This window comes from Thermoanaerobacter ethanolicus JW 200, assembly GCF_003722315.1.
Classification (GTDB): domain Bacteria; phylum Bacillota; class Thermoanaerobacteria; order Thermoanaerobacterales; family Thermoanaerobacteraceae; genus Thermoanaerobacter; species Thermoanaerobacter ethanolicus.
The window spans coordinates 2,674,253-2,696,805 of record NZ_CP033580.1 but is presented as its reverse complement, the minus strand read 5'-3'; the positions used below and the strand labels follow the sequence as shown (position 1 = coordinate 2,696,805).

Sequence of the window (22,553 nt, the reverse complement as noted above, 5' to 3'; positions counted from 1 at the left end):
AACTGATGGAGATTGCTTTTCCAAAAGGAAATCCTGATTGTAGAAGACAGTAAACTTAATGCACAAATAACGGCAGACATTCTAAATAAATACGGATACAAAACAGAGATAGTTACATCAGGAGAAGAGGCTATTGAAAAAGTAGTAAATAATGTTCAAACTCCAGATTTAATCCTTATAGACATAGAACTTAGAGGAGCAATCGACGGGATAGATACGGTAAGAATAATTCAACAGCATAAAGATCTCCCTATTTTATTTCTAACTGCTAATGCCAGTAAAGAAATAATGGAAAAAGTAAAGTCAGTTTCAGCCTATGGATATGTTCCCAAAGGTGTAGATGAATATGTACTCATATCTCAAATAGAAATGGTTTTTAAGCTCTATGAGGCGAAAACAGAGCGCAAAAAGGTAGAAATAGACTTAAGAGAAAGGAACGCAATCTTAAACACTATAATGGAGTATGCAGGATATGCAATTATTATGATTGACGATAGCGGTAATGTGACTTTTTGGAACCCTGCGGCGGAACGTATACTTGGTTATTCAAAAGAAGAAATAATAGGAAAAGAGTTACACACATTTATGACCCAGGATGAACGACTATACGAAGCCTATAGAGAGGCATTTAAAAAATTCTGTTTAAGCGGTAAAGGAAATGTTGTGGGTAAAACAATTGAAATGAAAGCGAGACATAAAGACGGTTATGAAATTGATGTGGAACTTTCACTTTCTGCCGTTAGAATTAAAGATTCGTGGCATGCAATAGGGATTATTCGTGACATAAGTGAGCGCAAGAGATTTGAGGAATTGCTTTACCGCCAATCTATTACCGATCCCCTTATACAAATATTTATAACAGGCGTTTTTTTATGCAGATGCTGGAGCAGGAAATAGAGCGAACAAAAAGGAATAAAAAACCATTTTCACTTATTATGTTCGACTTAGATCACTTCAAAAACGTAAATGACCGTTTTGGGCATGCTGCAGGAGATATGGTTCTTAAAAGTGTTACCGATACGGTAAAAAAGAGGATACGAAAAACAGATTGTTTTGCACGCTGGGGAGGAGAAGAATTTATAATCCTCCTGCCTGAAACTTTTTTGAATAATGCAGTTGATCTGGCTGAAGAGCTTAGAAAACACATAAGTACGATAGAACTGCAAGGAATAGGGGATGTAACAGCAAGCTTTGGAGTAACTGAATATAGGGACACTGATACTATTGACACAGTTCTTTTACGAGTAGATAATATGCTTTATGAAGCAAAAGGTACAGGAAGAAATTGTGTAAAGAGCGAGTAAAAAGGTATGGCAAAATAGTGCGCAGCATATTCTCCAGACCATTGAACATTTTGCAAAAATAATTCTAAGGTGTAAAAAGAATTATTCAAAAGAGCTTCTTAATGTTTTAGACGACATAAGAAGTCCGTATGTATTGTCATTAGTTTGCATTTTTCTTGGGTTTATTGCTAATGAAGAAGCTATCCCAGTTGTTTATGATAAATATATTCAATTAGAGAACCTGTATCCTAATAAAAGTTATGAACAAGGTCCACTTTGGGGGCTTTATAAGCTAAAAGAAAGGTTTTGTGGATAAAAATCTTGCCTGATTAGCCACTAATTTTTTAAGTGATAAAATAATAAAAAATTGTATTGGACAACAACTAACTAATAGGAAGACTTGACAATGCCTGAAAAACCACACAAACTCCGCATTATTGACAGATTTAAAGATAACTAGGATGTAATACTGGATTATTTTACCAAAATTTTTTAAACAAGAAATTCAGATTTATCAAATCTTTTCCGATATACCTGTCAAATATAGGTTATAATAACTTAAGTTTTGAGTTGCAAAGCCAAATTAAATTTTGTGTGCGAGTTGTGTGCGAACTGAGAAAATCTCAAGTGATTTAAAATGATTTCCATATTTCAACAATAATCTTAAATGCTTGATTTATCAAGTTTTACAAACATTCTTGACATGTCAAAAAAATTCTGATAAACTACATTTGTATAAATTCGTAATCAACAGGTCGTGGTTCGAATCCCACTGCCAGCTCCAGTTCATTAATTAGATAGAGTAAAGGGGAGTAACTCTGAATCAATCAGTCGTCATGACGGCTTTGCCCGGCTGATTGAGCAAAAAATGCGAGTGAGACCTTTACTTTGTGGGATACTACAAAGTAAAGGTCTATTTTATTTTGCAAAAATTTTTAAAGGAGGGCTGCTAATGAAAAGATATTGGAATATGGATGTAGAAGAGATAAAAAAAGAATTAGAAACTGATGATAAAAATGGCTTGACACAAGAGCAAGCTAATGAAAGGTTATTTAAATATGGTAAAAATGCTTTAAAAGAAAAGAAAAAGAAATCAATATTTTCATTATTTCTTGAACAGTTTCAAGATTATATGGTGTTAATTCTTATTATTGCTTCAATTATATCTTTTTTTCTTGGAGAGACAACAGATGCAAGTATAATATTAGTTGTTGTAATTTTAAATGCATTATTAGGAACAATTCAGGAAAACAAAGCTGAGAAGTCTCTTGAAGCTCTTAAGAAATTGTCTCAACCTCTTGCAAAAGTAATAAGAGATGGGAAAGTAATGGAAGTTGAAGCATCTTCTCTTGTAATAGGAGACGTAGTATTAATAGAAGCAGGAAATATCATACCTGCAGATGGAAGATTGGTGGAGGCTAAAAACCTTAAAGTAGATGAATCAGTATTAACTGGTGAATCAGTACCTGTTGACAAAGTTGATACTGTAATAGAAAATGAAAATATACCTTTAGGAGATAGGCTTAATTTAGTGTACATGGGTACTACGGTTACTTACGGCAGAGGTAAATTTATTGTAATTGCTACAGGTATGGATACCGAAATGGGGAAAGTAGCCGGTTTGATAGAAAACGAAAGGAATGTCAAAACGCCACTTCAATTAAAACTTGAAGAATTGAGCAAATATTTAGGAACAGCTGCGCTTCTCATAAGCGCAATAATATTTGCAATAGGAGTACTTCAAAAAAGACCAGCATTTGATATGTTTATGACGGCTGTAAGCCTTGCTGTTGCAGCGATTCCTGAGGGACTCCCTGCTATTATAACTGTTACGCTTGCACTTGGCGTGCAAAAGATGATTAAGAAAAATGCGATAATAAGGAAACTTCCGGCTGTAGAAACGCTTGGCAGTACAAGTGTTATTTGTTCTGACAAAACAGGAACCCTTACACAGAACAAGATGACAGTTGTGAAGCTTTATATTAACGATAGAAAAGTGAATGTAAAAGAAGATGAAGTGAAACAGGAGGACTATTTCCTTTTAAAAAATGCTGCATTATGCACTGATGCTTTTATAGATGAGGAAGGAAAAGGGATTGGCGATCCTACGGAAGTTGCGATTGTTGCTGCGCTAAATGATTTAATAGGCTTAAAAAAAGCCGATATAGAAAAAGAATTTCCAAGAATTGCGGAAATACCCTTTGATTCAGATAGAAAAATGATGTCAACAATACATATTATGGATAAAGAGGACTTTAGATTAATTACCAAAGGAGCACCTGACAATATTTTAAAAAGATGTAAGTATATTTTGAAAGACAATAAAATTTTACCGCTTGATGAAATAGAAAAGAATAGGTTAAGTTCTATTAACGAAGAAATGGGAAAAGAAGCTTTAAGAGTTATTGCAGTTGCTTATAAAGATATCAAAGAAATACCTAAAAATTTGAACAGCGATGAAATGGAAAAAGATTTGATATTTATAGGGCTTATAGGCATGATAGATCCACCACGATTGGAGGCCAAACATTCAGTTGAAATATGTAAAAAAGCAGGAATAAAACCTGTTATGATAACGGGTGATCACAAGATAACGGCTTCTGCGATAGCACGGGAGCTTGGAATTCTTGAGGATAATGATGAAGCAGTAACAGGCGAAGACCTTGACAGAATCTCTGATGAAGAATTAAAGGAAAGGATAAAAAGAATATCTGTTTTTGCAAGGGTATCTCCTGAGCACAAGATGAGAATTGTAAAAGCGTGGCAAAAAAATGGTGCTGTGGTAGCAATGACAGGCGATGGTGTAAATGATGCACCTGCCCTTAAACAGGCGGATATTGGAGTTGCAATGGGTATAACTGGTACCGATGTTGCAAAAGAAGCAGCAGATATGGTTTTAACTGATGACAATTTTGCGACAATAGTTGCAGCAATAAAAGAAGGCAGGACCATATTTGCAAACATAAAAAAAGCTATCCATTACTTATTAACCTGTAATTTAGGTGAAATAGTTGTACTGTTTATTGCTACAATATTAGGCATGCCGATGCCTTTAAAACCCATACATATACTATGGGTGAACCTTATAACTGATAGCCTGCCAGCTCTTGCTCTTGGATTTGAACCGCCGGAAAATGATATAATGGAGAAAAAACCCAGACAAAAAGGTGAAAGCATTTTCGCAGGAGGGTTGGCCTATAGAATACCGCTTGAAGGTATGTTAATTGGGTCGGTCACATTAATTGCTTTTGTTATAGGACTTAAGCAAAATATAGAGACTGCAAGAACAATGGCTTTTGCGGTGTTGACTTTATCGCAGCTTGCTCAAGCTTTAAATGTAAGGTCGGACAAATCCATTTTTAAGGTAGGATTATTTACAAACAAATACATGATTTTTGCTTTGATAGTGGCAATTTTGTTACAGGTTATTCTAATTGTAACTCCTTTAAACACTATATTTGGACTTAGGAATATTAATGTTTATGACTGGGATATAATTATTGCAATGTCAGTTACACCTCTTTTAGTAATGGAGGTAGTTAAATTTTTTAAAAACAAGAGGTAAGGTTATATTCAAATCCATTTTTCAATCTTTTCTTAAGATATTATTAATTGAGACTTTGTATTATTACATTGCGACTTTCCTTTAAAAGAAGATATTTAGTTTATAATCTTTTGTTAAATATAAAATTTTTTAAGCTTTTTGATATTGGATAAAGTTGTGGTATAATAAAAAAAATAATAAAAAGTGGGGAGGATATTTATGGAGAAATTTGGGTCATTATATCAAAGTGGAGATTGGAAAGGAGAGAAGCACGTACCTGTCATACATATCTCCGACAAGGTAAAAAAAGGAGAAGTAGTTGAATTAAGAGTCAATATAGGAGAAGAAATTCCACATCCAAATACATTGGAACACCACATTAAATGGATTAAAGTGTATTTCCATGGTGAAGGAGATAAATTCCCTGTGGAAATAGGTAATTACAATTTTACATCTCACGGAGAGTATGGAGTGTTTACAGAACCCGACTTGACAATAAAGTTTAAAGTTGAAAAATCAGGAACAATCTATGCGGCAAGCTACTGCAATATACACGGTTTGTGGGAGAATAGCAAGAAAGTTGAAGTTGAGTAAAATTTCAAAGGGCTTTCATCTTTAAATTTATCCAGATGAAAGCCCTTTGTTGCTAATTTAAGGAGAGGAGAGAGTGCAATGAATTCTTTAGAGTTTGCTATAAAAATACAACCCCTTCTATAAATTTTCAGAAGGAGTTGTTAAATTATGGTTATATTAATTTATCATCTATTTCTAAAACCACAGGACAGTGGTCACTACCCATTACATCAGAATGAATTTCTGCATCAATAAGATAATCTTTTAATCTTTGAGAAACTATGAAATAATCAATTCGCCAACCGATGTTTTTTTCTCTGGCATTTCTCATATAAGACCACCAGGTGTAAGCATCTTTTTTATGAGGATAAAAATATCTGAAAGTATCTATAAAGCCGGAGTTTAAAAGCATTGTCATTTTTTCACGTTCTTCATCTGTAAAACCTGCATTTCTTCTATTAGCAGATGGATTTTTTATATCTATTTCTTTATGGGCTACATTTAAATCTCCACATAAAATTATAGGTTTTACGGAATCTAATTTTAGCAAATAATTTCGAAAGTCTTCTTCCCATTCCATTCTGTAAGAAAGTCTTGTCAATCCTCTTTGAGAATTAGGAGTGTAGGTATTTACTAAGTAAAATTTTTCGTATTCTAGCGTTATAACTCTTCCTTCGTTGTCATGTTGAGGGATGCCTATTCCGTAGTTAACGGATAAAGGTTTATATTTTGTGAATACAGCAGTTCCTGAATAAGCTTTCTTTTCAGCAAAGTTCCAAAAAGCGTAATAACCTTCTAAATTAAGTTCTTCAAGGCCTGTCTGATGGGGCTGTAATTTGGTTTCTTGTATACAAAAAATATCAGCATTTACTTTTTTGAAATAATCCATAAACCCTTTTTGCAAGCAGGCCCGTAAGCCATTTACATTCCATGAAACAAATTTCATATTTTTTCCTCCAATATTTTTGAGTTGCTATGAATTAAAAACTATGTGATTACTATCTTCATTATATAGAAAAACAAAAATAAATCAAATTCCAAAATTGTTTACATATTTTTACATAAAAATAACTGCATAAAAGCCCTTTACAAATAGAATTCTATATGATAAAATAAGCTACGTAGTTTTTGTTAAAGCTTCAAGCAAAACTTTTTATTGTTTTAAAAATGTGGAGGGATACCCAAGTGGCCAAAGGGGGCAGACTGTAAATCTGTTGGCTGTCGCCTTCGATGGTTCAAATCCATCTCCCTCCACCATATGACCCATTAGCTCAGGAGGTAGAGCACCTGCCTTTTAAGCAGGGTGTCCCGCGTTCGAGTCGCGGATGGGTCACCAGTTGTAAAAAACAGTTATCAGTGATAACTGTTTTTTTGTTTTTTACCTCAAAAGTTTATGGTATAATAATATAAAATGTCGAGAAGGTTGGTTTTATAATTTTGAAGGGAGTTTTTGACATGAAAATGAGAAAATTGACACCTGAAGAGGAGAAGCTTTTAGAGAATTTTGTGACAGACGTATACGGACCTGTCTATTTTATACATTCATTGCCGGAGTTTATCATTCCACCTATAAATTCGAAGGTAAGTAGAAGAGATACCAGCTGGAGGCTTAATATACTTGAGTCTTTGACAGATGGAGATTTAAACATAACTGACTACATACCCAAACATAACATACCTTTAGAAAAAGCAATACAAAAGGCGAAAGAATTTCACGAAAAGTGGGTTGAAAGATTTGGACATTCTTCTATTGCTGAGCAGCATTTAATGCACCTGTGCGTGGAAGATGTTTCAAGGCTTTTGTCAGGGGATATTGAACTTATGAACAGGCGGCCTGCCTTTATAGAGTGGAGCCAAAGGTATCAAAAGCCTACAAGAGATAAAGTAGTGATACCAAAAGAATTAGAAGGAAAGCCTGATTTGAAAGAAAAGTTTTTAAAAGTCTGGAACAACTCCTATGATGCCTATGAAAAACTTGTAGAAGTTTTGACAGAATATTTAGCTAGGGCAGAAGAGAAAAAAGAGGGGGAAAGTGAAGAAAGGTTTTACAATAGGATTAGTAAAATTGCCTTTGAAGATGCGAGATATGCACTTCTTTTAGCTACCAAGACAAGTTTTGCAGTAGCTTTAAATGCCTTAGATTTACAGGATATAGTGAGAAAACTTTTCGCGCATCCTACTAAAGAGGCAAAGTTATTAGCCGAAAGAATAGTAGAACAAGGGGAAAAAATTGCACCAAGCATGTTACGACATACAACTCCTACTGTTTATCAATTAAAAGTTCACGATAGATTAAAGAATTTAGCAAGTGTTGTAAGGGAAGATGAATTATCAAATTCAGATGAGGATGTCATTTTAATAGACTATACAGGGAAAGATAGTGAATATTCTCCGGTAGATATTGTAATTATGCATATTTTGTTTACATATTCAGGTAAAAGTTTTGAAGCGGTGAGAAAAACAGTGAAGGAGATGGACGAAGAGGGGAAAAGTAAAATCTTGCAGCAGGCAGTTGAAGATATAGGGGAATTTGACCATTTAATGGAGGCATTTAAATCGGTTAGATTTAAATTTCAACTGAAGATAAGTGAAGCTAATTGGCATCAGCTTTTAAGGCATAGAACTATTGTCTTTGATTGCGGTGAACCGACAATTGAAAATGGTTTTGTTATTCCTCCAAATATCGAAAAAGCGAAGGCTTCCGAAATTTTAATAGAAGCAATAAAGGCTTCAGAGGAATTATTTATAGAATTAAAAGAAAAATTGCCTGAAGTAAGTCCTTACGTGGTAACAAATGCACACAAACGCTTGGTTCTTATGAATGCGGATTTATGGGCTTTTGATCATTTTGCAAATTTGAGATGCACTAATGAAGCTCAGTGGGATATAAGGAATGTTTCTTTTAAGATGCTTGATTTGATTAAGGAAGTAGCGCCCCAGTTGGCAACCTTTATGGCAAGGCGAAAAAAAGCTTAAAAGATGGAGATGAAATCATGAAAACCAGTTTTAAAGAAATAAGTTTGCCAAAGCTTAATAATTTGACACCCTCACTGGAATCTACTGCCCTTAAATTAATGGAAGAAGCAGGAGAATTGGCACAAGCTATAGGAAAATTTAGAGGTTTAAACGGAGAAAATGTCACTTTAAGCGAAAAAGAGATAATGGAAAAAATTTCAGAGGAGCTTTTAGATGTTGCTCAAGTCGCAGTTTCAATGATGTTTGTCTTGGAGGAAAAGTATAATATAAATATTGAAGAAAAACTTAAAGAACATATCGAAAAATTAAAAAGGAAAGGGTATATAAAATAAAAAATATGCAGAAAAACTCTGCATATTTTTTATTTTTGTGCGCATATTAAAAATGAAATCTAAGAAGGGAGGATAAATATGCAACTTTCAAACAAGGAGTTACTTTATTTGGATGATATTTTATCATTACAACAAAATATGGCAAAAACTTTAAACGATTATGCTACAAGATGTCAAGACCCACAGCTTAAAGCTTTATGCCAAAATCTTGCAGATAGATGTCAAAACAATTTCAATTCTTTGCTAAAACATTTAAGTTAGGAGGAGTGTAAAAATATGTATGGAAATACGCAAATTAGTGACAAGGATATTATGATGAATGTACTGGGCAATTACAAATTCGCAATAGAAATGTTCAGCCATGCAGCAGTTGAGTCTGCAAATGAAAGCATAAGAAGAGAATATATCAATCTTTTAAATTCTACTTTAGAAGATCAAAGGACAGTTTGGAATGCTATAAATCAAAGAGGATGGTATCCTGTCAAACCGGCTCCACCTCAGGATATACAAGAGGCAAGGAACAAATTTAGACAACCCGTTGGGATGATGTAAATATAAAAAGTTTGTGATATAATAATGGAAGTAGTGTTTTTACTGCTTCCATTATTATATTTTATTTTCAAAGGAGGAGTGATTTTATTATGTACGATCTAATTATTTTAGGAGGAGGTCCTGCGGGACTTACTGCTGGATTGTATGCTGCAAGGTCAAGGCTTAAAACGGTACTTATTGAAAAAACTTATCTGGGAGGGCAAATAGTAAATACTTATCAGTTAGAAAATTACCCCGGTTATGAAGAGATAAGTGGTGCTGACCTTATTGCCAAGATGGAGGCACAGGTGAGAAAACACGGCCTTGAGATTGTTAATGAAGATGTTGAGAGCCTAGATATTACAGGAGATGTAAAGAAAGTTAAGACTTCTAATAAAACTTATGAAGCAAAAGCTATTATTTTAGCGATGGGCGCTACACCTAAAAAGTTAGGTGTTCCAAATGAGGATAGATTTATAGGGGCTGGTATCTCCTTCTGTGCTACCTGTGACGGAGCTTTTTACAGAGATGCCACAGTGGCAGTTATAGGCGGAGGAAATACAGCAGTAGAAGACGCGTTATACCTTACTAAATTTGCAAAAAAAGTCTATATAATTCATAGAAGAAATGAACTTAGAGCTACAAAGATTGAACAGGAAAAAGCCTTCGCAAATGAAAAAATTGAGTTTATTTGGGATACTGTAGTAGTTGATGTAGAAGGAGAGTATGGAGTAGAAAGACTCAAACTTAAAAATGTTAAAACAGGTGAAGAAAGCACACTAAACGTAGATGGTGTCTTTGTAGCTATTGGTTATGCTCCTAATACAGAATTGGTGAAAGGCATAGTAGACCTTGATGAATATGGATATATCATGACAGATGATGATATGAGGACAAATATACCTGGAGTTTTTGCAGCTGGAGACATAAGGCATAAATCTTTAAGACAAGTTATAACGGCTGCTGGAGATGGCGCAACAGCGGCTTATGTAGCAGAAAAATATATAGACAGCGTCAAAAAATAGTCAGGATTTTTCCTGACTATTTTTTGACTTTATTCTTCTTTGCTTTCTTCTTGTTCTGCATTTATTTCTTGTACTTCTTGGTTATAGGCTACTTCCTGTGAAGATGTAGAAATTATAATTCTCTGACCGGGATAAATCAAATTAGGGTCTTTAATATCTGGATTTGCCTTTAATATAGCGTCTACTGTTGTATTGAAGGTTTTTGCTATATTCCATAAAGTGTCACCAGGTTTTACTATATAAACTTTTCCTGGTGGTGTAGGGGTAGTAACAGGAGGAGTTCCAAACAAGAGTGCATTCCATGTCACATTATCGACAATTCCTGTTACTGGAAGCCCTCTGCTTTGCTGATACGCTTTTACGGCTTCTTCTGTTTTTCTTTCAAAGATACCATCAATAGGACCAGGGTCAAAGCCCAAAGATTTTAGTCTTGCTTGGAGATTTACTACAAAGGGTCCTTTATCTCCAATCTTTAGTGTGGGATATTCAATGGGTGGCGATGTGGGACAAGGAATTATTAATATTTGCCCAGGGTATATCATATTTGGATTTATTAAATAGTTTGCTTTAATTAGCTCCTCCAATGATACTCCAAATTTTTGTGCTATAGTCCATAAAGTATCTCCTGGCTGTACTGTGTAATAAGTTGGACAAGGCTTTTGCGCGGGAGGTGGTGAAGGTAGTGGTGGTTGTGGTGCGATTATTTTTGCTCCAGGGATGAATAGCTTTTGACCCGGATATATGGTATAAGGGTATGTGAGATTATTTGTATAAATGATAGCTTCGTAAGGAACATTAAATTTTTGAGCAATAAGATATAGAGTATCTCCAGGTTGGACAGTATAATAACTTCCTTGTACTGGAATGATAAGCCTTTGTCCAGGATATATTAAAGATGGATTTATAATGTTGTTTCTTGTGATTATAGCGTCAACTGAGGTGTTAAATTTTTTAGCAATTGAAAATACCGTGTCTCCTGGTTGTACTACGTATGTGAATTCTAAAGTGACCATATTTTTACCCCCTTCCTTTAATCATAATATGTGGATTTTATTATTAAGTGACATATAAACTTTTTTAGATGAATAATTTTTACTAAAAGATAAGGGGATGGGGACATGGTATTTAAAAGGTGGATGATGTTTTTACTAATTGTAAGTTTAATAGTAGGGTTATATAGTTTTAAAAAAGGGTATTATATCTCTGTTTTTAAAACTGTTCCAATAATGAATAAAGTTGTTGTCATAGATGCGGGACATGGAGGACCAGACCCTGGGAAACCTGGAAAATATGGAAAAGATGAGGATGAGTTAAATCTTGAGATTGCTCAAAAATTAAGAGAACTTATTGAAGAAAGTGGTGGTATTGTAGTGATGACAAGGGAAGACGACACTTTGTCAGATAGTTCTCTTTCAAAGGATTTAAAAAATAGAGTGGTAAAAGCAAATGAAGTAATAGCAGATGTTTTAATTAGTATTCATTTAAATAGCTTTAGTCAATCTAAATACAAAGGGGCACAGGTATTTTATCAAAACAATTCTGAAAAAGGTAAACTATTAGCAGAACTTATTCAACAAGAGTTAAGAAATACGTTAGATCCTGATAACGACAGGATGGCTAAAAGTTCTAATAGTTATTACCTTTTGCGAAACGCTAAAATGCCGGCAGTTATTGTGGAATGTGGCTTTATGTCGAATCCAGAAGAGGAAAAGCTTTTAAATGACGAAAAGTATCAATATAAAATTGCTTGGGCAATATATAAAGGTTTAATACATTATTTTCAAAAAGTTTCAGAATAGCAAAATTTTTCACTTCATGTCTTGTTATGAAGTGATTTTTTTTGTATACTAAAAGAAGAAGAGAATTTATGAAGGGAGATAATATGGGGATAAAAACAGTACTTTTCGATTTAGATGGAACGATTATTGATACCAATGAACTTATTATTGAGTCTTTTAAATACACAATTGAACGGCATTTAGGATATATCATAAAACCGGAAGACGTTACTCCTTACTTTGGAGAACCTCTTCCAATAACTTTAAAAAGATTTAGCCAAGATAAATGGGAATTGATGCTGGATACTTATAGACAATACAATGAGTTTAATCATGATAAATATACCAAAATAAGAAAAGATGTAAAAGAAGCCCTTGAACTCATGTATAAAAATGGAATAAAAATGGGTATAGTTACATCTAAGAGGAGAGAATTGGCTATAAGGGGGTTAAGGATTTTTGACTTGGAAAAGTATTTTAAGGTAATTGTGGCATTAGAGGACACAGAAAAACATAAGCCAAATCCGGATCCAATTTTAAAAGCTTTGGAACTACTCAATGCTAATAAAGAAGAGACTTTAATGGTGGGAGACAGTCCTTATGACATATTATGTGCTTCTAATGCTGGAGTAAAAAGTGCGGCTGTTAAATGGACAATCTTGCCGTTTAATCTCTTAGAGGAAGCAAAACCGGATTATGTCATAAATGATATGTTAGAAATTCTAAAAATAATTTGAATATATGGTGGAGGTAAAAACAGTTGAAATTAATAGTAAAAAATGATGTAATTTCAATTAGATGATGACAAATGTTATTAACTATAAAAAAGTTAAAGAGCTATATGATATAAGCAGAATTACATTAATAAACTGGGAAAAGGAAGGATTAATAACCCCAGTTAGAACAGCAAAAGGAAGAAGAAGGTACAAAAAAGATATAGAGAAGTTATTAGCCATGCTGGAAGGAAAACCAAAACCTAAAGTAGTTTTGTATGCAAGAGTGTCCACAAAGAAACAAGAAGAATATCTTAAGAATCAAATTAGAAGGCTTGAAGAGTATGCTAATTCCCAAGGATGTCAGTATGAAGTCATATCCGAAATAGCAAGTGAAGTAAATGAAATAAAGAACTAGCAGAAGACTTAATAGCAATAGTCACCTCATTTGCAGCAAGAATTTATGGACAAAAGAGGTGGTAAAAAACATGATAGTAATACAGGCTAAACTTATTTTTTTAAGTCAAGATGACAAACAAATAGTGCTGGATTTAATGAGAAGATGGTCTTCCTGTATGAGATTTGCATACAAGAGACTCTTAGAAGGTTATGATAGAAACACACTAAAAAGAGAGCTTCAAGGGATTTTTAACTTAAACTCAAGATACGTAGATGATGCAATAATGAAAGCAAGAAGCACATTAGAATCCTCTAAAGAATTAGGGAATAATCCAAAGAAAGTAATTTTTGGAGGGAAAGATTTATTTAAAAAACTTCAAAAGCGCCATATAAATGGGAAAGAATATAAAAAACTAAAAACAAAGTGGCAAGAAAGAAGAAAAGGAAACCTTTATTCAAGAGGAGATAAAAGCAAAAAGGGGAATCTCAACACAAGAATAGAAGTAAAAGAAAATGGCACTTTCTTAAGGATAAATGTAGGGGAAAGAAAATACTTATACGCCAGAATAGAAGCAGGTTATAAAAAGAATAAAAGCAGAGGAAAACTCCTGCAGGAAATTGCCCAATCAAACATACCCTACTCTGTAGAATTAAAACTCAAAAATGGCAATATATATGCCTATTTTGCTATTGAAAAAGAATATCCAGAGATAAAAATAACAAAAGAAAAAGGAGTCATAGGGATAGATGTAAATGCATATCCAGACAACATATCATGGGCAGAAACAGATGAAAAAGGGAATCTAATAAGCTATGGGAATATGCCAATGACAGAGCTTGCAAGTGGCAGTAAAGACAAAAAAGAATATTTCAGATGGCAGTATGCTCATGAGATAGTAAATATAGCAAAAGAAAAAGGAAAAGCAATTGTAATTGAGGGATTAGACATAAAAAACAAAGGTAAAAGAGGAGACTTTTCAGGGAGGAAATCAAGAAGAATAAGACATAACTTTAGTTATAGAGCACTTCTTTCAAAAATAAAAACACTAGCAAAAAGAGAAGGGATAGAAGTAATAGAAGTCAATCCTTCTTATACATCAATAATAGGAATGTTAAAATATTCTCCGCAGTATATGATAACAAAAGATGTAGCGGCAGCCTACGTAATAGCAAGAAGAGGATTGGGTAAAGAAGAGAAAATGCCAAATAATTATATGAAGTTTCTTAATGCATTGACTGTAGATGAATTAGAAGAATTAAAAGAGCATGTAAAGAAAACAGTTAGAAACAAGCATATAAATAAAAAGCATTTAAAGGAAATAGATAAGGCAATAAAATTTTTACAAAGCCTTGAGAGTAAGCCAGGAAGGGTGCTAGAACCTCTGAATGGAACAAGTTTTAGTGCCTATAATTTCTGGCAAGTTCTCAAGGTAGCGGTGGTAACGCCACTCTCTCCTGAGAAGGTACCAAGAGACTTCTCTGCCCTGAGGGAATTATTAATCCAGGGCAAATGGGGAGACCCGTAAGGGCGTGAGTCCCTGCTTCTTGGGGCAGGGGCTATGGCTTTCCCAAATACCGCCTGCTGGGGCTGGGAAAGTCTGAAGGGCGGACTACAAATACCCCAGCTATCTAAACTGTGCAGTTTTGTACAGTTTGGGTAACCAGGTAAAAATGGATAATATTGCTGTAGAAAAAATTATAGAGAATATAGAAAGAGTAATAATAGGGAAAAGAAAAGTTATTGAACTTGTGGTGATAGCCTTATTGGCTGAAGGCCACGTCCTTATTGAGGATGTTCCTGGTGTAGGAAAGACTTCTTTAGTTAAGGCTTTAGCTAAATCAGTAAATCTTAAATTTAAACGAATACAATTCACACCGGATCTTTTGCCTTCAGATGTTATAGGCATAACTATTTACAATCAATTAAAGAACGACTTTGAATTTAAACCAGGTCCTATAATGAGTCAGATAGTTTTAGCTGATGAAATCAACAGAACTTCTCCTAAGACTCAATCTAGCCTTTTGGAGGCAATGGAAGAAAGACAAATAACTGTTGATGGGGTTACTTATTCTTTACCTAAGCCTTTTATGGTATTGGCTACCCAAAATCCAATTGAATATGAAGGGACTTTTAGATTGCCAGAAGCTCAATTGGACAGATTTATGATAAAAATAGAGATAGGTTATCCCGATGAATATCAGGAAATGAGGATTTTAAAAAATTTCGAGAGAGAGGACCCTTTAGAGTCTCTTTTTCCAGTAGCCGATGCTGAAGACATAAAGGAAATGCAAGTGAAGGTAAAGTCTGTCTATGTAGATGATCTAGTCAGAAATTATATTGTCACATTAGTTGCTAATACCAGAAAAAGCAAAGCAATGAGGTTAGGTGCAAGTCCAAGAGCTACTGTAAATTTAATGAGAGCTGCTCAGGCAAAGGCCTTTTGCGAAGGAAGAAATTATGTTTTACCAGATGATGTAAAAGAATTAGCGGTACCTGTGTTATCTCATAGAATCATTTTAAAAAATGAAGAAAGATTTGAAGGATTGGACGAGAAAATGTTTATTAAAAATATTGTAGATACCACAAAGGTGCCGGTGATAAAAAGATATGCATAATAAAATTTTTCTTTTATTGCTACTCATAGTTTCTTTTGCTTTTGCCATTTTTACCGGCGGGAAAATACTTTATTTGCTTGTCTATGAATTTGCATTTTTTATCCTTTTGAATTACCTGTATATAAGGCATATAAAAAATTCTATAGATATCTATGTTATATCTCACAAAGATGAAATTACTGTTGGAGAAGAGATAGCTTATGAGATAACTTTGATAAACAACAGTTTTCTTCCTGTTTTTAATCTTAAAATTATTGACTATTCTCCTCTAAATGCTAAATTTAAATCAGAAGAATGGTATCTTATGACTTTTAAAAATAAAAAAGTACAAAAAAAATTTGTGATTTCAAAAAGAGGAATATATTTTTTTGGACCTTTTGAAGTAGAAATAAAAGATCCTTTTGGAATTTTTAATGTAGTAAAAAAATATGATTTTAAATTAAAATTTGTAGTGCTACCAAGGATTCATAATATAAATGTGGAATTGAAGGCAAGACAACAATTAGGAAATATAGAGGCGGAAAATAAAGCTTTTGAAGATTATACTAATATATCGCAATTAAGAAAGTACAATTATGGCGACAGTATTAAAAGGATTCATTGGAAGGTGTCAGCAAAGAAAAGAGAATTTTATGTGAAAGAATTTCAAGTATCCGCGATGAGTGAAGTTTATATTTTGTGGGATTTAGATAAAAACCATTTTGCTATGGATACCCAAGGAATAATAGATGAAAATTGTGCTGAATGCATGTTATCTATAGCGAAATTTTGCCTTTTACATAGTATTCCTGTAAGTGTTATAGATTACAATACCGGTAAGGTTCATATAAAAGGAAGAACGATTAAAGATTTTAAAAATTTTATTGAGGCTTCTTTAAGGAATTTTCCAGTTTACGAAAAAAGTCTAGAGGACTTTTTGAGATTATATAAAAGTATTCCCTATGATGTGACTCTTATTTTAATAACTCCTTATTTGAATAATGTAATTTTAGGAGAATTAGCGGATTTAAGAAGCAGTAATAGAGAATTAATAATCTATTATGTTAATGACCCAAAAGAAATTGAAGATAAAATTAGCAAATTAGATATCGAAGTTGTTTTCTGGGGGAAGAAAGATGTCAAAAGAGCTAAAAAAGAGTTTGCATGAACACATTATGACAATTGCCCTATCTCTTGTGGTTATATTATCTGCTGTTAGCGGCTTTAGATTCTTATATCCTTTCTATTATCTTTTACTATTAGATATAGTATTAGTGATATTTTTTGCTTTTTTGCTCAAAAGGCCACAACTGATAATATTTTTGCTTACAAGCCTTTTACTTATAGATGTCATAGTTTTTATCAAATATCGCAGCTTATTAGTGAGTATTGTATCTTATATTGATGGTTTTATAAAATGGGCGGATATTTATATGAATTATACAATTTCGCCTCCAGGCTTTGACCTTTTAACAGAAAAATATAGATTTTTTATGATTATAATGACCGTTGTTATAGTAACACTGATTATTACGTTATTAAATATTATCATAAGGAGTTGGTTTTTAACTTTATTTTCAGGAATATTGTTTTTTGTTGTGCAGTGGTATAATTATGTAGATGCTGCTTACCTCTATATGACAGTTTATATTACGCTTTGTTTTATAGATATTGGAATAAAGAACTATTTTAAAAAAGGCAGTGCCAAAGCACCTATTGCAGTTTTTTTGATTGTTGTAATCTTTCTATCTTCTATTACCTCTATCAGTGCTCAATTGATGCCTAAAAACTTTAAACCCGTTAAGTGGGAAACATTGAATAATTGGTTTTATGATACTTTCCCTTTTACTAGAGATTGGAGAAATGGCGAAGGCACTAATGATGATTGGTTTGGGGAAACGGTTTTTACTACTTTTGCCAATGAATTAGGCGGAAATGTGAAACCGAGTAATTTTTTAATAATGGAAGTAGAAGCCGATGAAAGTACTTACCTTAGGGGAATGGTCTATGATACTTATACTTATTCCTCAAAAAGTACTTTAATTTATGATAATTTTTCTAATAGATGGGAAAATTCCAGACAACAGTATATGTATGTAGAAAGCAGCGATAAAATTCCGCCAACTTTCAGTAATAATGTAAATTTTGAAGTAAAAACTATCACAGTAATTCCACTAAAAATTAAGTCAGATATTCTTTTTTCCCCTTGGCAACCTCATAAACTAAGCTATGATTTTTATTATGAAGTTGATAATTTGAACTTAAGAGCAAAAACCTCTCATGGTACTGGAGAGCCTTATGTTGTCACTTATTTAAAGCCACAAATTGATTTAAATTCACTGAGGCAAAAAGGTAACGAGACTTTAAAAGGCGAAGAAAGAATAAGATATTTGTCTTATCCAGCTACTCTTCTACCAGAAAGAGTGAAAGATTTAGCTTATTCTATCACAAAAGACAAAAAAACTCTTTATGATAAGGTAAAAGCAGTGGAAGAATATTTAAGGCAATACCCCTATTCTTTAGATGTTCCTCCTACTCCTTCGGATAGAGATTTTGTTGACTATTTTTTATTCGATCTAAAAAAAGGATATTGTTCTTATTATGCGACGGCAATGGTGATTATGCTCAGGACAATTGGAATTCCTGCAAGATATGTAGTGGGATTTAGAATGCCGTCAGCACCTAGTAGTGATGGCAAATACAGGATTACCGCTGCTAATGCTCACGCGTGGGTAGAGGTATATTTTGATGACTACGGTTGGATTACTTTTGAACCAACACCTAATTATCCCTCATTAGAATTTCCAATGTCCCTCTCAAATAATAATCACTTAAATTTAGAAAATGATATGGAATTACAACCAGATAACGGGAGTAGAGATTCCCATAGCACAGTCGATAAACTGCAACAAAGTGATAATACGGAGACAACTTCTCAGGAAATTGCTTTTTTCAATGATAATAAATTTAATATTTTACGTTTTGGCTTAATATTGATAGTAATTTTAGTGACAACAACTTCTTTATATTGGTGGGATCGGAAGAAAAAAATTAATAATTTGGACAATAAGTTTTTGGCGATATATTATTATGAAAAAATTGTAAAGTATTTAGCTAAAAAAGGCTTGAAAAAGTTAGATACAGAAACTCCTTTGGAATATCAAAAAAGAGTGTTAGGAAATGGGTATATAGGTTTCAGTGAAGTTACGCGGATATACAATGAAACAGTTTATGGAGGTAAAACACCTTCTAAAGAAGAGGTAGGTTATCTAAAAGAATTTATAAAAGAGTTAAAGAAAAAGAGACAGTTAAATCTAAAAAGAATATAAGGTTTATTAATGAATTTGACATAGGTTAGAGAACTAACATATAATAATATTTGGAAGGAAAGTATGCATCTGAAAGGGGTTTATTAAAATGGTTTTAAGTTACGAGCCTGGCGTGAAAAGCAGAATCATGGTGTGCGTAACCCCGCAGAAAAGTTGCCGCAGGCTTGTGGAAAGAGGCGCTGAAAGAGCAAAAGAGACTAATGGTGAGTTTTGCGTTGTATACGTTAACAAAAACAACGACATCTCAAATGATTTAAAGCAAAACAAAGTATTGCTGGAGCTCTTTGATTTAGCACAAAAAATGGGTGGCAGAGTTTCTATTTTGGTGGGTAAAAAAATCTCAAAAACGCTGGCAGAATTTGCGAAAGAAAACAATATAACCGAGATAATAGTAGGCAAGTCTTTAAGGTCTGCTCTGGATGTTATACTTCATGGAGATGTGATAAATCCATTGAAAAAAGAAGTAGAAAAGAATGACATAAGAGTAGAAGTCATAGAATGACATATCCTTCTATGACTTCTCTCTAATTTTTATATGATTTATCACTTTTTTTACCCCATTTACGCTTTGAGCTGCTTCATTGGCTAATTCTTTTTCTTTTAAATTATTCACATATCCCCTTAATGTTACTGTCCCGTTGTTTGCTGTAATAACTAAATCAGGCAAACTCAAATCATAACGAGACAGCTTTTGTACTACTAAATTTACAAGAGATACATCATCTATTTTATGCTCTTTGTTAAGTTCTAATTTGCTTATTACACTTTTGACACCCATGGCTTGGGCTGCTTGACTTATGCTTTCTATTTCTTGCTGTGCGTTATTAATCTTTCCATATAAAGTTACGGTACCGTCGGTTACATCAACACCTAATTCTCCTATTTCTTCATGAAATTTGGAGTTCTGAAGATTTCTCAAAACACCCTGTTTTATATCTTTGTCTGTTATTTTGCTATCTATTGCAATTGTTATGTTATTTTCTACTTTTTTTACACCTTCTACGCTTTCTGCTATTTTTTGAGCGTGATTTTTTTCGGATAAGTTATCTACTATTCCATACAAAGTTACATGACCATTGATACACCGGACATTTACATCTACTCCGTAAGACACCCTTTCCTTTTCTAATTTTTCCTTTATATTTTTTTCTATAATTTTATCTTTATTCATTTTCATCCTCCTTATTTTTTGCTAAAATAATTTTTCCACTTTAATTAAAATTTAATTCAGTTTAAATTATTTTTTATTCAAATTTGTTGTATAATTAATATGTACACACGATTTACCACAGAGCCTTGAGAGGTGAATTTTTTGTTTAATGGACTTATAGATATCATAAAAACAATGCGCATTAACGATGTAATAGATATTTTAATAATAGCTTATGTCCTGTATCGCTTAATTTTGGTAATACACAAAACACGAGCAGAGCAGTTGCTTAAAGGGCTTGCTGTGTTAATTGTAATTACCAAAGTGAGCGAATGGCTACAACTTAGGACAGTCAATTATATATTGCGAAATGCTATGACGGTAGGAGTTATTGCGCTTTTAATTGTTTTTCAGCCGGAGTTAAGGCGTGGATTAGAGTCTTTAGGTAGGAGCGGGTTCTTAGGCAAAAATTTCTTCTTTTTTAATGAAGAGGAAAAAGATATGTCAGAGGTTTTGGGAGAGATATGCGATGCGGTGCAATTTTTGTCCCGCTCAAAAATAGGGGCTTTAATTGTTTTAGAAAGGGAGACAGGCCTTAATGAGCTCATTGAAACTGGCATAGCCATGGATTCTAAAATTTCCAGTGAGCTTTTAATAAATACCTTTATACCTAATACGCCCTTACACGATGGAGCTGTCATAATTCGTGGAGATAGGATTATGGCGGCAGGTTGTTTTTTACCTTTAACAGACAACCAAAATCTAAGTAGTGAATTAGGAACACGCCATAGAGCGGGAATAGGTGTTACTGAAATATCTGATGCGGTAGCGATAATCGTTTCTGAAGAGACAGGCACTATTTCTCTTGCACAAAATGGCAGGATTTCAAGACATTTAGATGCAAAAACTTTAAAAGAGGTGTTGTCGAGCATATTTGAAGTAAAAGATACCAAAAAGCCCGTATGGAAAAAATGGGGGAACAAACATGCTGACTAAAGATTTTACAATAAAATTGCTGTCACTGGTATTGGCTTTTTTACTGTGGCTTTATGTAATGGGAGAAGAAAATCCAGAAATTCCTTATGAAATAAGCAATGTGCCTGTCAAATTGATTAATAGCGATACTTTAGAGAAAAAAGGACTTATTGTTTTAGATGAAAAAAATTATACGGTAAATGTAAAAGTAAAAGGAAGACGAAGTGATGTTCTGAATATAGCAGCCCAGAATATATCAGCTTTTGCAGATTTAAGCAGAGTAAATTCTAATGGGACAAATGTCATTCCTGTTACAGTGGAAGGATTACCTAGAAATGTCTCCTTAGTTTCAATAAATCCGTCAGAAATAAAGGTAGAAATAGATAATATTGCGAAAACGCAAATGCCAGTTACTGTAAAAGTAATTGGCAATGTGATGGATGGTTATGCTATGCAACCTGCTGTCCCCACGCCGGGAGAGGTATTGGTGATTGGACCAGAAAGTAAAATTAATCTTATAAAAAATGTGATAGCTGGGGTCAATGTTTCTTATAAAAAAGAGGATGTAAAAATCTCTGTTCCAGTGGTTGCTGTTGACAGAGAAGGAAAAGAAGTAAAAGGTGTTACTATTACTCCTAATCTTGTTGAAGTATATATTCCTGTAAATAAATCTATACGTGTGCCTGTAGTTCCTAAAATATTCGGGAAACCAATGGAAGGATATATGATAGCATCTGTAAATGTACTGCCAGAGTATGTGTATATTACTGGTGATGAGACTGTCCTAAATACGATAAAATCTATAAGTACTAAGCAAATCGATATTTCTGGGAAAAATGAACCTGTCACTGAAAATGTACCTTTTGATTTGCCAGATGGTGTGAAACTTGTTAAAAGTGATATTAATGCAAAAGTATATGTGGATATACAAAAAATAGCGACTAAAGAGATTACTATAAGCAATATAGATATACGAGGAGCAGACAACAAAAATGTTGTAATTCAAAATCCAGATTTAGTCATTACTATATCTGGCCCAGAAAGTGTAGTTAATGGAGCTACAGCTTCCGATTTTAACGCATATATAGACGTAACCAATCTGCCAATGGGTGATCATTCTTTAACTGTAAATATAAATACTAACTTGAACTTGCAAATAATTAGGATTAAACCTGACAAAGTAACTGTTAATATTCAATAGGCGGGTACTTCCCGCCTGTTAATTTTGCTAAAAATCTATCAATTCCACAAAATATAAAGTCTTTATAAAAAAATTTTAATTTAAGAGAAGGATTTTTGACAAATATGTAGAATTAAAATATTGTAAGGTTAAAAAATTTTTAATAACAC

At 33.3% G+C, this 22,553-nt stretch carries 19 protein-coding genes, 2 tRNA genes and 2 pseudogenes; 20 read left to right on the top strand and 3 right to left on the bottom strand.

Going from position 1 to position 22,553, the window contains the following annotated elements; translation table 11 throughout:
• The first annotated feature begins 12 nt into the window (after nucleotides 1-12).
• The 3 genes and pseudogenes from EB239_RS13395 (at nucleotide 13) to EB239_RS13385 (ending at nucleotide 5,421) form a co-directional block, all read left to right on the top strand.
• Nucleotides 13-1,304: pseudogene (locus EB239_RS13395) on the top strand (GGDEF domain-containing response regulator).
• Between the two features lie 931 nt (nucleotides 1,305-2,235).
• A complete protein-coding gene (locus EB239_RS13390) occupies nucleotides 2,236-4,848 on the top strand; it encodes a calcium-translocating P-type ATPase, SERCA-type (protein ID WP_003870070.1) in 2,613 nt (870 codons plus the stop codon).
• Between the two features lie 198 nt (nucleotides 4,849-5,046).
• Entirely contained in the window at nucleotides 5,047-5,421 is a 375-nt protein-coding gene (locus EB239_RS13385) for a class II SORL domain-containing protein (protein ID WP_003870069.1), read from the top strand.
• A 151-nt stretch (nucleotides 5,422-5,572) separates the two neighbouring features.
• On the opposite strand, the gene EB239_RS13380 is transcribed toward EB239_RS13385, so the two are convergent.
• Nucleotides 5,573-6,346, bottom strand: a complete 774-nt coding sequence (locus tag EB239_RS13380) for an exodeoxyribonuclease III (RefSeq protein ID WP_003870068.1) — start codon at nucleotides 6,344-6,346, stop codon at nucleotides 5,573-5,575.
• Nucleotides 6,347-6,571: 225 nt separating this feature from the next.
• Between EB239_RS13380 and EB239_RS13375 the strand changes: the two genes are divergently transcribed.
• The 7 genes from EB239_RS13375 to trxB all read left to right on the top strand — a co-directional run bounded on the left by EB239_RS13375 (nucleotide 6,572) and on the right by trxB (nucleotide 10,264).
• A tRNA-Tyr gene (locus EB239_RS13375) sits at nucleotides 6,572-6,657 on the top strand.
• A 3-nt stretch (nucleotides 6,658-6,660) separates the two neighbouring features.
• Nucleotides 6,661-6,736, top strand: a tRNA-Lys gene (locus EB239_RS13370).
• Between the two features lie 119 nt (nucleotides 6,737-6,855).
• Nucleotides 6,856-8,376, top strand: coding sequence for an FAD-dependent thymidylate synthase (locus EB239_RS13365; protein ID WP_003870067.1), 1,521 nt, complete (start codon nucleotides 6,856-6,858; stop codon nucleotides 8,374-8,376).
• A gap of 17 nt (nucleotides 8,377-8,393) precedes the next feature.
• A complete protein-coding gene (locus EB239_RS13360) occupies nucleotides 8,394-8,708 on the top strand; it encodes a MazG-like family protein (protein ID WP_003868493.1) in 315 nt (104 codons plus the stop codon).
• Nucleotides 8,709-8,786: 78 nt separating this feature from the next.
• The gene (locus EB239_RS13355) at nucleotides 8,787-8,969 is read left to right on the top strand and encodes a spore coat protein (RefSeq protein WP_003870066.1); all 183 of its coding nucleotides are present in this window, start codon (nucleotides 8,787-8,789) and stop codon (nucleotides 8,967-8,969) included.
• 15 nt (nucleotides 8,970-8,984) lie between these two features.
• Nucleotides 8,985-9,260, top strand: a complete 276-nt coding sequence (locus EB239_RS13350; RefSeq protein ID WP_003870065.1) for a spore coat protein — start codon at nucleotides 8,985-8,987, stop codon at nucleotides 9,258-9,260.
• Between the two features lie 56 nt (nucleotides 9,261-9,316).
• Entirely contained in the window at nucleotides 9,317-10,264 is a 948-nt protein-coding gene (gene trxB / locus EB239_RS13345; protein ID WP_279625645.1) for a thioredoxin-disulfide reductase, read from the top strand.
• A gap of 29 nt (nucleotides 10,265-10,293) precedes the next feature.
• Here the strand turns inward: trxB and EB239_RS13340 are convergent, their stop codons facing one another.
• On the bottom strand, nucleotides 10,294-11,277 hold the full coding sequence (locus EB239_RS13340) for a LysM peptidoglycan-binding domain-containing protein (RefSeq protein ID WP_003870063.1): 984 nt from the start codon (nucleotides 11,275-11,277) through the stop codon (nucleotides 10,294-10,296).
• Between the two features lie 105 nt (nucleotides 11,278-11,382).
• Here EB239_RS13340 and cwlD point away from each other — a divergent pair, with 105 nt between their 5' ends.
• The 8 genes and pseudogenes from cwlD to EB239_RS13300 all read left to right on the top strand — a co-directional run bounded on the left by cwlD (nucleotide 11,383) and on the right by EB239_RS13300 (nucleotide 19,580).
• Nucleotides 11,383-12,063 (top strand): N-acetylmuramoyl-L-alanine amidase CwlD, encoded by a 681-nt coding sequence (gene cwlD, locus EB239_RS13335; protein WP_003870062.1) that lies wholly within the window; start codon nucleotides 11,383-11,385, stop codon nucleotides 12,061-12,063.
• An 83-nt stretch (nucleotides 12,064-12,146) separates the two neighbouring features.
• Entirely contained in the window at nucleotides 12,147-12,779 is a 633-nt protein-coding gene (ppaX, locus tag EB239_RS13330) for a pyrophosphatase PpaX (RefSeq protein WP_003870061.1), read from the top strand.
• Nucleotides 12,780-12,843: 64 nt separating this feature from the next.
• Nucleotides 12,844-13,263: pseudogene (locus EB239_RS13325) on the top strand (MerR family DNA-binding transcriptional regulator).
• On the top strand, nucleotides 13,244-14,680 hold the full coding sequence (locus tag EB239_RS13320; protein ID WP_003870059.1) for an IS200/IS605 family accessory protein TnpB-related protein: 1,437 nt from the start codon (nucleotides 13,244-13,246) through the stop codon (nucleotides 14,678-14,680). Before EB239_RS13325 ends, EB239_RS13320 begins: the two are co-directional and overlap by 20 nt.
• A gap of 145 nt (nucleotides 14,681-14,825) precedes the next feature.
• Nucleotides 14,826-15,770, top strand: a complete 945-nt coding sequence (locus tag EB239_RS13315) for an AAA family ATPase (RefSeq protein WP_003870058.1) — start codon at nucleotides 14,826-14,828, stop codon at nucleotides 15,768-15,770.
• Nucleotides 15,763-16,917, top strand: coding sequence for a DUF58 domain-containing protein (locus EB239_RS13310; protein WP_003870057.1), 1,155 nt, complete (start codon nucleotides 15,763-15,765; stop codon nucleotides 16,915-16,917). The genes EB239_RS13315 and EB239_RS13310 overlap by 8 nt, the downstream gene beginning before the upstream one ends.
• Nucleotides 16,886-19,078, top strand: a complete 2,193-nt coding sequence (locus EB239_RS13305; protein WP_003870056.1) for a DUF4129 domain-containing transglutaminase family protein — start codon at nucleotides 16,886-16,888, stop codon at nucleotides 19,076-19,078. The genes EB239_RS13310 and EB239_RS13305 overlap by 32 nt, the downstream gene beginning before the upstream one ends.
• Before the next feature lie 88 nt (nucleotides 19,079-19,166).
• Nucleotides 19,167-19,580 (top strand): universal stress protein, encoded by a 414-nt coding sequence (locus tag EB239_RS13300; protein WP_003868505.1) that lies wholly within the window; start codon nucleotides 19,167-19,169, stop codon nucleotides 19,578-19,580.
• A gap of 9 nt (nucleotides 19,581-19,589) precedes the next feature.
• On the opposite strand, the gene EB239_RS13295 is transcribed toward EB239_RS13300, so the two are convergent.
• Nucleotides 19,590-20,249, bottom strand: a complete 660-nt coding sequence (locus EB239_RS13295) for a BON domain-containing protein (RefSeq protein ID WP_003870055.1) — start codon at nucleotides 20,247-20,249, stop codon at nucleotides 19,590-19,592.
• A gap of 141 nt (nucleotides 20,250-20,390) precedes the next feature.
• On the opposite strand from EB239_RS13295, the gene cdaA reads away from it, so the two are divergent.
• Complete coding sequence (cdaA, locus tag EB239_RS13290) at nucleotides 20,391-21,224, top strand: diadenylate cyclase CdaA (protein WP_003870054.1); 834 nt, start codon at nucleotides 20,391-20,393, stop codon at nucleotides 21,222-21,224.
• Entirely contained in the window at nucleotides 21,214-22,404 is a 1,191-nt protein-coding gene (locus tag EB239_RS13285; RefSeq protein WP_003870053.1) for a CdaR family protein, read from the top strand. The genes cdaA and EB239_RS13285 overlap by 11 nt, the downstream gene beginning before the upstream one ends.
• Nucleotides 22,405-22,553: the final 149 nt, after the last annotated feature.

Excerpts from the sequence above, each read along its gene's own strand:
- EB239_RS13390 (WP_003870070.1), top strand. The coding sequence starts at position 2,236 with ATGAAAAGATATTGGAATATGGATGTAGAAGAGATAAAAAAAGAATTA.
- EB239_RS13385 (WP_003870069.1), top strand. The coding sequence starts at position 5,047 with ATGGAGAAATTTGGGTCATTATATCAAAGTGGAGATTGGAAAGGAGAG.
- EB239_RS13380 (WP_003870068.1), bottom strand. The coding sequence starts at position 6,346 with ATGAAATTTGTTTCATGGAATGTAAATGGCTTACGGGCCTGCTTGCAA.
- EB239_RS13365 (WP_003870067.1), top strand. The coding sequence starts at position 6,856 with ATGAAAATGAGAAAATTGACACCTGAAGAGGAGAAGCTTTTAGAGAAT.
- EB239_RS13360 (WP_003868493.1), top strand. The coding sequence starts at position 8,394 with ATGAAAACCAGTTTTAAAGAAATAAGTTTGCCAAAGCTTAATAATTTG.
- EB239_RS13355 (WP_003870066.1), top strand. The coding sequence starts at position 8,787 with ATGCAACTTTCAAACAAGGAGTTACTTTATTTGGATGATATTTTATCA.
- EB239_RS13350 (WP_003870065.1), top strand. The coding sequence starts at position 8,985 with ATGTATGGAAATACGCAAATTAGTGACAAGGATATTATGATGAATGTA.
- EB239_RS13340 (WP_003870063.1), bottom strand. The coding sequence starts at position 11,277 with ATGGTCACTTTAGAATTCACATACGTAGTACAACCAGGAGACACGGTA.
- cwlD (WP_003870062.1), top strand. The coding sequence starts at position 11,383 with ATGGTATTTAAAAGGTGGATGATGTTTTTACTAATTGTAAGTTTAATA.
- ppaX (WP_003870061.1), top strand. The coding sequence starts at position 12,147 with ATGGGGATAAAAACAGTACTTTTCGATTTAGATGGAACGATTATTGAT.
- EB239_RS13320 (WP_003870059.1), top strand. The coding sequence starts at position 13,244 with ATGATAGTAATACAGGCTAAACTTATTTTTTTAAGTCAAGATGACAAA.
- EB239_RS13315 (WP_003870058.1), top strand. The coding sequence starts at position 14,826 with ATGGATAATATTGCTGTAGAAAAAATTATAGAGAATATAGAAAGAGTA.
- EB239_RS13310 (WP_003870057.1), top strand. The coding sequence starts at position 15,763 with ATGCATAATAAAATTTTTCTTTTATTGCTACTCATAGTTTCTTTTGCT.
- EB239_RS13305 (WP_003870056.1), top strand. The coding sequence starts at position 16,886 with ATGTCAAAAGAGCTAAAAAAGAGTTTGCATGAACACATTATGACAATT.
- EB239_RS13300 (WP_003868505.1), top strand. The coding sequence starts at position 19,167 with ATGGTTTTAAGTTACGAGCCTGGCGTGAAAAGCAGAATCATGGTGTGC.
- EB239_RS13295 (WP_003870055.1), bottom strand. The coding sequence starts at position 20,249 with ATGAATAAAGATAAAATTATAGAAAAAAATATAAAGGAAAAATTAGAA.
- EB239_RS13285 (WP_003870053.1), top strand. The coding sequence starts at position 21,214 with ATGCTGACTAAAGATTTTACAATAAAATTGCTGTCACTGGTATTGGCT.